Source organism: Cupriavidus sp. BIS7, assembly GCF_000292345.1.
Lineage (GTDB): Bacteria > Pseudomonadota > Gammaproteobacteria > Burkholderiales > Burkholderiaceae > Cupriavidus.
Window position 1 is genome coordinate 118709 of record NZ_ALOU01000069.1, and the last position, 6300, is coordinate 125008.

Annotated in this window: 3 protein-coding genes; 1 reads left to right on the forward strand and 2 read right to left on the reverse strand. The window is 66.6% G+C overall.

Annotated elements, in window-relative coordinates:
* Together hemDX and hemC are read right to left on the reverse strand one after the other, a co-directional pair.
* Positions 1 to 2094: a fused uroporphyrinogen-III synthase HemD/membrane protein HemX gene (gene hemDX / locus B552_RS0122250; protein ID WP_026035936.1), complete on the reverse strand. Its 2094-nt coding sequence runs from the start codon at positions 2092 to 2094 to the stop codon at positions 1 to 3.
* Positions 2095 to 2104: 10 nt separating this feature from the next.
* Positions 2105 to 3109: a hydroxymethylbilane synthase gene (hemC, locus tag B552_RS0122255; RefSeq protein WP_026035937.1), complete on the reverse strand. Its 1005-nt coding sequence runs from the start codon at positions 3107 to 3109 to the stop codon at positions 2105 to 2107.
* Between the two features lie 124 nt (positions 3110 to 3233).
* Here hemC and ppc point away from each other — a divergent pair, with 124 nt between their 5' ends.
* On the forward strand, positions 3234 to 6257 hold the full coding sequence (gene ppc, locus B552_RS0122260; protein ID WP_019451270.1) for a phosphoenolpyruvate carboxylase: 3024 nt from the start codon (positions 3234 to 3236) through the stop codon (positions 6255 to 6257).
* Positions 6258 to 6300: the final 43 nt, after the last annotated feature.

Sequence of the window (6300 nt, forward strand, 5' to 3'; positions counted from 1 at the left end):
CTACTCCTTCTTCAGGTCGCGCAACGCGCCGAGGCTCTCGGCCATCGTCGGCAGCGACACCGACACGGCGCTGGCCTGAGCCTGCTTGAGCAGCGTCAGCACGCCCTGCACGCGGCGCGAACGGGTGTCGCAATAGCGCGCGATCATCCCCTGCGCGGCGGCCAGGTCGTTGCGAAATACCGGCTCGTTGCGGGACAGCAGCGCCAGGCGTGCATTGAGCAGGCGCAGCTTGACGTTCTCGCGCAGGAACCAGCCCTGGTCGCCCGAGAGCAGCAGCGCGTTGGTGTCGTCGACCTTGCGCACGCGGATTACCTGACCGAGTTCATCGAGCACGTAAGTCCACAGGCGCGAAACGACATTGCCGCCCGCTGCTGCCGCGGACGCGGCCGCCGGTGCCGAAGCGCCCTTCGCGGCGCCTTGCGCGGGCTTGCCGCCCTCGCCCGGCGTGCGATCAAGCATGCGTTCGCCGGACAGCAGCGGCAGCGCGTCGACCTGGTTGATCGCTTCATCGAGCTTGATCGCGGCACCGGTCAGGTCGGTATCGGGCACGGCCTTCATGCGGCCGATATCGCGTGCAATGGCACGGCGAAGCTGGTTGTACTGCGGCTTGTCCGCGCGCGCCAGACGCGCATCGGCGCTTTGCAACGCAGCCAGCGCCACCTGCACGCTGCCGGTCAGTTGCAATTGTTGTCCGGCGTTGGTCAGCAGTTGCTGGATCTCGGCGATCTCCCAGTCGTCACGGTTGCGCATCAAGTCCTGGTAAACCTGTTCGAGCGTCCCCTGCTTTTCGCGCGTCTCGGTCACCTGGCCGTCGAGCGCGCCGACCTTGCCCTGCAGTTCCTTGACCGTCTCCTGCGCATTGCGCGACAGGACGCGCGTTTCCTGCACCAGCGCGTCGTTGCTCTGCTGCCGGCGTGCGAGTTCCTGGGTCAGATGCTCGACCCGCAACTGCAGCCACCAGAAGCCGCCTGCAATGGCCAGCACCAGCACGGCCACCAGCAACCACCAGGGATTCATGCGGCGCGCAGGCGTTGCAAAGGCGCCAGGCATGGTTGACGTACCGGCGCTACCGGACGGATTCGACGAGGGGGACGTGGTGTCTGTCGTCACGCGTTCGACTTTCGTTGACGTTGGTTCTGTGGCTTCCGCCGGGGCCGCCATTGGCACCGGTTCGGCCCGCACTGGTGCTGGCGCCGGCACCGGTACTGGCGATGCGGATGCCGGCGCCGGTGTGGCCGGCCCGGCATAAGCATCGCCCCATTGCGCGCATGCCGCCAGCAGTCCGGCATCGCCGGGCGCGGCGGGCAACACATTGGCAAATCCAAGTGCCTGAGCCTGCGCGGCAATTCTCGCATGCGGCGCGATGCACTGCATCTGCTTCAGGCGTTCGTGTTCGCGAGGCGACAGGTGCAGGCGAGCCAGTGCATCGAGGTTGCGCACTGCCTCCGAACTGGTTAGCAACCATGCGTACGGTGGCGCTTCGGCCTTGAGGCTGTCGCGCACGGCTTGCCATTGCATGGTAGTGGGCTCAGGCAGCGTGCGGCTATAGGCTTCCACGGCATCGACGGTTGCGCCCGCTTCGCGCAGGCGATCGGCCAGCCATTCGCGCCCGCCGCTGCCGCGGACGATCAGTACCTTGCGGCCAGCGAACGCTCCGGGAGACGTGTCGAGCTCCGACCAGAGCGCCTCGGAATCGAATCGCGCGGCTTCGCCGCCAGACTCGCCGCCCTGCGCACCTGCGGGAGCAATCACGCGATACGCGGGCGGTGCGATGCCGCGATCGGCCAGCGCCGTCACGCTCGACGGCCCGACCACCGCGACGGCAATACCTGCCGGCCATTGGGCGCCGCCGTGAGCGTTCTGCACCTGGGCTAGAGCATCCAGCCCGTGGCACACCGCGTTCGGGCTCACGAAAACAGCCAGGGCGTAGTCGTCGAGCCGGGCGAGCGCGGCGCGCAGCGGCGTGTCATCCGCGGCCGGCCCGATCGCCAGCAGCGGGAAGCCGAGCACGTCGAGACCGGCGGCCTGCAACGCCTCGGTCAATTGCCGGGACTGCCCGGCGGGTCGCGTTACTACGACGGTCGGGCGAGGCATCGCAGGTTCCTCAGGCAGGTCCGGCGGTGGAATCCGTGGAAAGCGCGGCAAGAACGCTGTCGGCGCCCTGGGCCAGCAGGTCGCCGGCAACCGCGGCGCCAAGCGCTTCGGCGTCCGCTACCGTGGCAGCAAGTGCGGTGGCATGGGCGCGGATACTGCGCGAGCCGTCTGGCAGCGCCACGAAGGCATCAAGTTGGAGGTCGCTGCCGCGCCAAAGCGCATGTGCAGCAAGAGGAACCTGACAGGAACCACCCAGGCGGCGCGACACGGCGCGCTCGGCGGATACCGCCAGCAGCGTCGGCTGATCATTCAGTGGCGCCAGCCATTCGGCCAGTTCGGGTCGATCCGAACGGATCTCAATGCCCAGCGCGCCCTGCCCGGCTGCGGGCAGCGAGCTTTCAGGTTCAATCAGTGCGCGGATGCGGTCGCCGAGGCCAAGCCGCTTGAGTCCGGCGGCGGCCAGGATGATCGCACCGTATTCACCGCGATCCAGCTTGCCCAGGCGAGTATCGAGGTTGCCGCGCAGCGGCCGGATTACCAGATGCGGATAGCGGCTGCGCAGTGCGGCTTCGCGGCGCAGGCTCGACGTACCCACCACGGTGCCGGCCGGCATCTCGTCAAGCGACGCAAACTGTGCAGAAACCAGTGCGTCGCGCGGATCTTCGCGCTCCATCACGGCCGTCAGCGCGAAGCCTTCGGGCAGTTCCATCGGCACGTCCTTGAGCGAGTGCACGGCCAGATCGGCACGACCCTCGGCCATGGCCACCTCAAGCTCCTTCACGAACAGGCCCTTGCCGCCTACCTTTGACAAGGTCTTATCGAGAATTTGATCACCCCTTGTCGTCATTCCGAGAATGGACACGTCGCACGAGGGATAGTATTGTTGCAACGCAGCACGAACATGTTCAGCCTGCCACATCGCCAGCCGACTTTCGCGCGACGCGATGACCAGCTTTTGTGGCAGGCTGCGTGATACTGCAGCGGACGAAGAAGACGGATTGGCGGGTGCTTGCATGCGCGCATGTTAGCACGCAGCCCGGTGGCCTCAGGCCCCTGATTGGCCGCAAAAGTACGAACCGGCAAGGCCTTGCCGCCGGTCAACATATAAAAGCTACGAAGAGATAGAGAGGAGATTGTTGATGACGCAGCCTGCTGCGCGCCCCACCGGCCGTTCACGTTCCACCGCCCGCAAGTCCACCACCCAGGCCTCGGGCCCGCAGGACCCGAACGGCGCCTCCCCGAAGAAACCCAATACCGCCAGGACCGTAAAACCACGCGCAAAAGCGGCGCCAAAGCCACAGCTTGCCGTTGTGACCGCAGATGGCGCTACCGTCGCGACCCCGGCCCGCCGCACCGCGGAGAAGGACCTGCCGCTGCGTGAGGACATCCGCTTCCTTGGTCGCCTGCTAGGCGATTGCGTGCGCGAGCAGGAAGGCGATGCCGCATTCGACCTGGTCGAGACGATCCGTCAGACCGCCGTGCGATTCCGTCGCGAGAACGACCGCGCCGCCGGCACAGAGCTTGACCGCCTGCTGAAACGCCTGTCGCGCGACCAGACCAACTCGGTGGTGCGCGCGTTCAGCTATTTTTCGCACCTGGCCAATATCGCCGAGGACCAGCACCACAATCGCCGCCGCCGCGTGCACGCGCTGGCCGGCTCGCCGCCGCAACCGGGCAGTCTGGCCCGCGCGCTGCAGGCCATCGACGCCGCCGGCGTGACCGGCAAGCAGCTGCGCGATTTCCTTGACGATGCGCTGATCATGCCGGTGCTGACCGCGCACCCCACCGAAGTCCAGCGCAAGAGCATTCTGGATGCCGAGCGCGAGATCGCCCGCCTGCTGGCCGAGCGCGACCTGCCGATGACCACGCGCGAACGCGACCACAACACGGCACAGATCAAGGCCCGCGTGGCCACGCTCTGGCAGACCCGCATGCTGCGCAACACGCGGCTGATGGTGGTGGACGAGATCGAGAACGCGCTGTCCTACTATCGCACCACGTTCCTGCAGGGCATTCCGCGCCTGATGGCCGAACTGGAAGAGGACATCGCCGCGATCTTCCCGCGCCGGACCAAGGGCGCCACCACGTCTGCCCCGCTGGCGCCGTTCCTGCAAATGGGCTCGTGGATCGGCGGCGACCGCGACGGCAATCCCAACGTCACGGCCGAGACTCTCGAGCACGCCGCGAGCCAGCAGGCTACGCTGCTGTTCGACTGGTATCTCGACGAACTGCACGCGCTCGGCGCCGAACTGCCGCTGTCGTCGCTGATGGTCGATGCCAGCCCTGAACTGCTGGCACTGGCCGAAGCCTCGCCCGACCACTCCGAACACCGCGCCGACGAACCGTACCGCCGCGCGCTAATCGGCATGTACGCACGCCTGGCGGCCACCTCGCAGCGTTTGACCGGCCATGTCGCGCAACGCCATCCGGTGGCCGATGTGGCCCCGTACGACAACGCCGAGGCATTCGCGGCCGACGTCCAGATCGTGATCGACTCACTGCGCAGCCATCACGGTGAAGCGCTGGCTCGCGGCCGCGTCGATGCGCTGGCCCGCGCGATTGCGGTGTTCGGCTTCCATCTGGCCTCGGTCGACATGCGCCAGGTGTCAGACGTGCACGAGGCGGTGATTGCCGAACTGTTCGCTGCAGCCGGTATCGAGGCCAACTACGCCGCGCTGCCGGAGGCACGCAAGCTCGAGCTGCTGCTGGCCGAACTGCGCCAGCCGCGCCTGCTGACGCTGCCGTGGCACGACTATTCGACGCAGACGCGCAATGAACTGGCGATCCTCGCGATGGCCCGCGACCTGCGCGCCCGCTACGGCGCACGCGTGGCCCGGAACTACATCATTTCGCACACCGAGACGCTGTCCGACCTGATCGAAGTGATGCTGCTGCAGAAGGAGTCGGGCATGTTGCGCGGCACGCTCGGCAGCAAGACCGATCCGGCGCGGATGGAATTGATGGTCATCCCGCTGTTCGAAACCATCGAGGACTTGCGCAACGCGGCAGGCATCATGCAGTCGCTGCTGGACCTGCCCGGCTTCGAATCGGTAATCGCCCACCATGGCGTCGAGCAGGAAGTGATGCTCGGCTATTCGGATTCGAACAAGGACGGCGGCTTCCTGACGTCGACCTGGGAACTGTACAAGGCCGAACTGGCGCTCGTGAAGCTGTTCGAGGAACGCCGCGTGAAGCTGCGCCTGTTCCATGGCCGCGGCGGCACGGTGGGCCGTGGCGGCGGCCCGACCTACGACGCTATCCTGTCGCAGCCGCCGGGCACGGTGAACGGCCAGATCCGGCTTACGGAGCAGGGCGAGATCATCAACAGCAAGTTCGCGAACGCCGAGATTGGTCGACGCAACCTGGAAACGGTGGTTGCCGCCACGCTGGAAGCCTCGCTGCTGCCGACGCAGAATGCGCCGAAAGACCTGGCGACGTTCGAAGGCATCATGCAGCGCCTTTCCGACCACGCGTTCCGCGCGTACCGGAACCTGGTGTACGAAACCCCCGGCTTCAAGGACTACTTCTTCGCCACCACGCCGATCACCGAGATCGCGGACCTGAACCTCGGTTCGCGGCCCGCATCGCGCAAGCTGATGGACAAGAAGAATCGCCGCATTGAAGACCTGCGAGCGATTCCGTGGGGCTTCTCCTGGGGTCAGTGCCGTCTGCTGCTGCCGGGCTGGTTCGGCTTTGGCAGCGCCGTGCAGGCCCTGCTGGACGAAGCGCCGGACGAGAAATCGCGCAAGGCCGTCGTTGCCACGCTGAAGCGGATGGTGAAGTCGTGGCCGTTCTTCAGCACGCTGTTGTCGAACATGGACATGGTGCTGGCCAAGACCGACCTGGCCGTGGCGTCGCGCTACGCTGCGCTGTGCGAGGACACGGCACTGCGCAAGACCGTGTTCTCGCGCATCAGTGCGGAATGGCACCTGACCTGCGACGTACTGAGCCTGATCACCGGCCGGCAGGAGCGGCTGGCGGAGAACCCGCTGCTGGCGCGATCGATCAAGAACCGCTTTGCCTATCTGGACCCGCTGAACCACCTGCAGGTGGAACTGCTCAAGCGGTACCGGGCCGGCAAGGACGCCGACGACGTGCGCGTGCGGCGCGGGATTCACTTGACGATCAACGGGGTGGCTGCCGGGCTGCGGAATACCGGCTGATTTATTGCGTTAGCGGCACTTTACTCCCCTCTCCCGCCTGCGG

Coding starts and splice junctions, on each gene's coding strand:
- hemDX (WP_026035936.1), bottom strand. CDS start 2,094: ATGCCTCGCCCGACCGTCGTAGTAACGCGACCCGCCGGGCAGTCCCGG.
- hemC (WP_026035937.1), bottom strand. CDS start 3,109: ATGCAAGCACCCGCCAATCCGTCTTCTTCGTCCGCTGCAGTATCACGC.
- ppc (WP_019451270.1), top strand. CDS start 3,234: ATGACGCAGCCTGCTGCGCGCCCCACCGGCCGTTCACGTTCCACCGCC.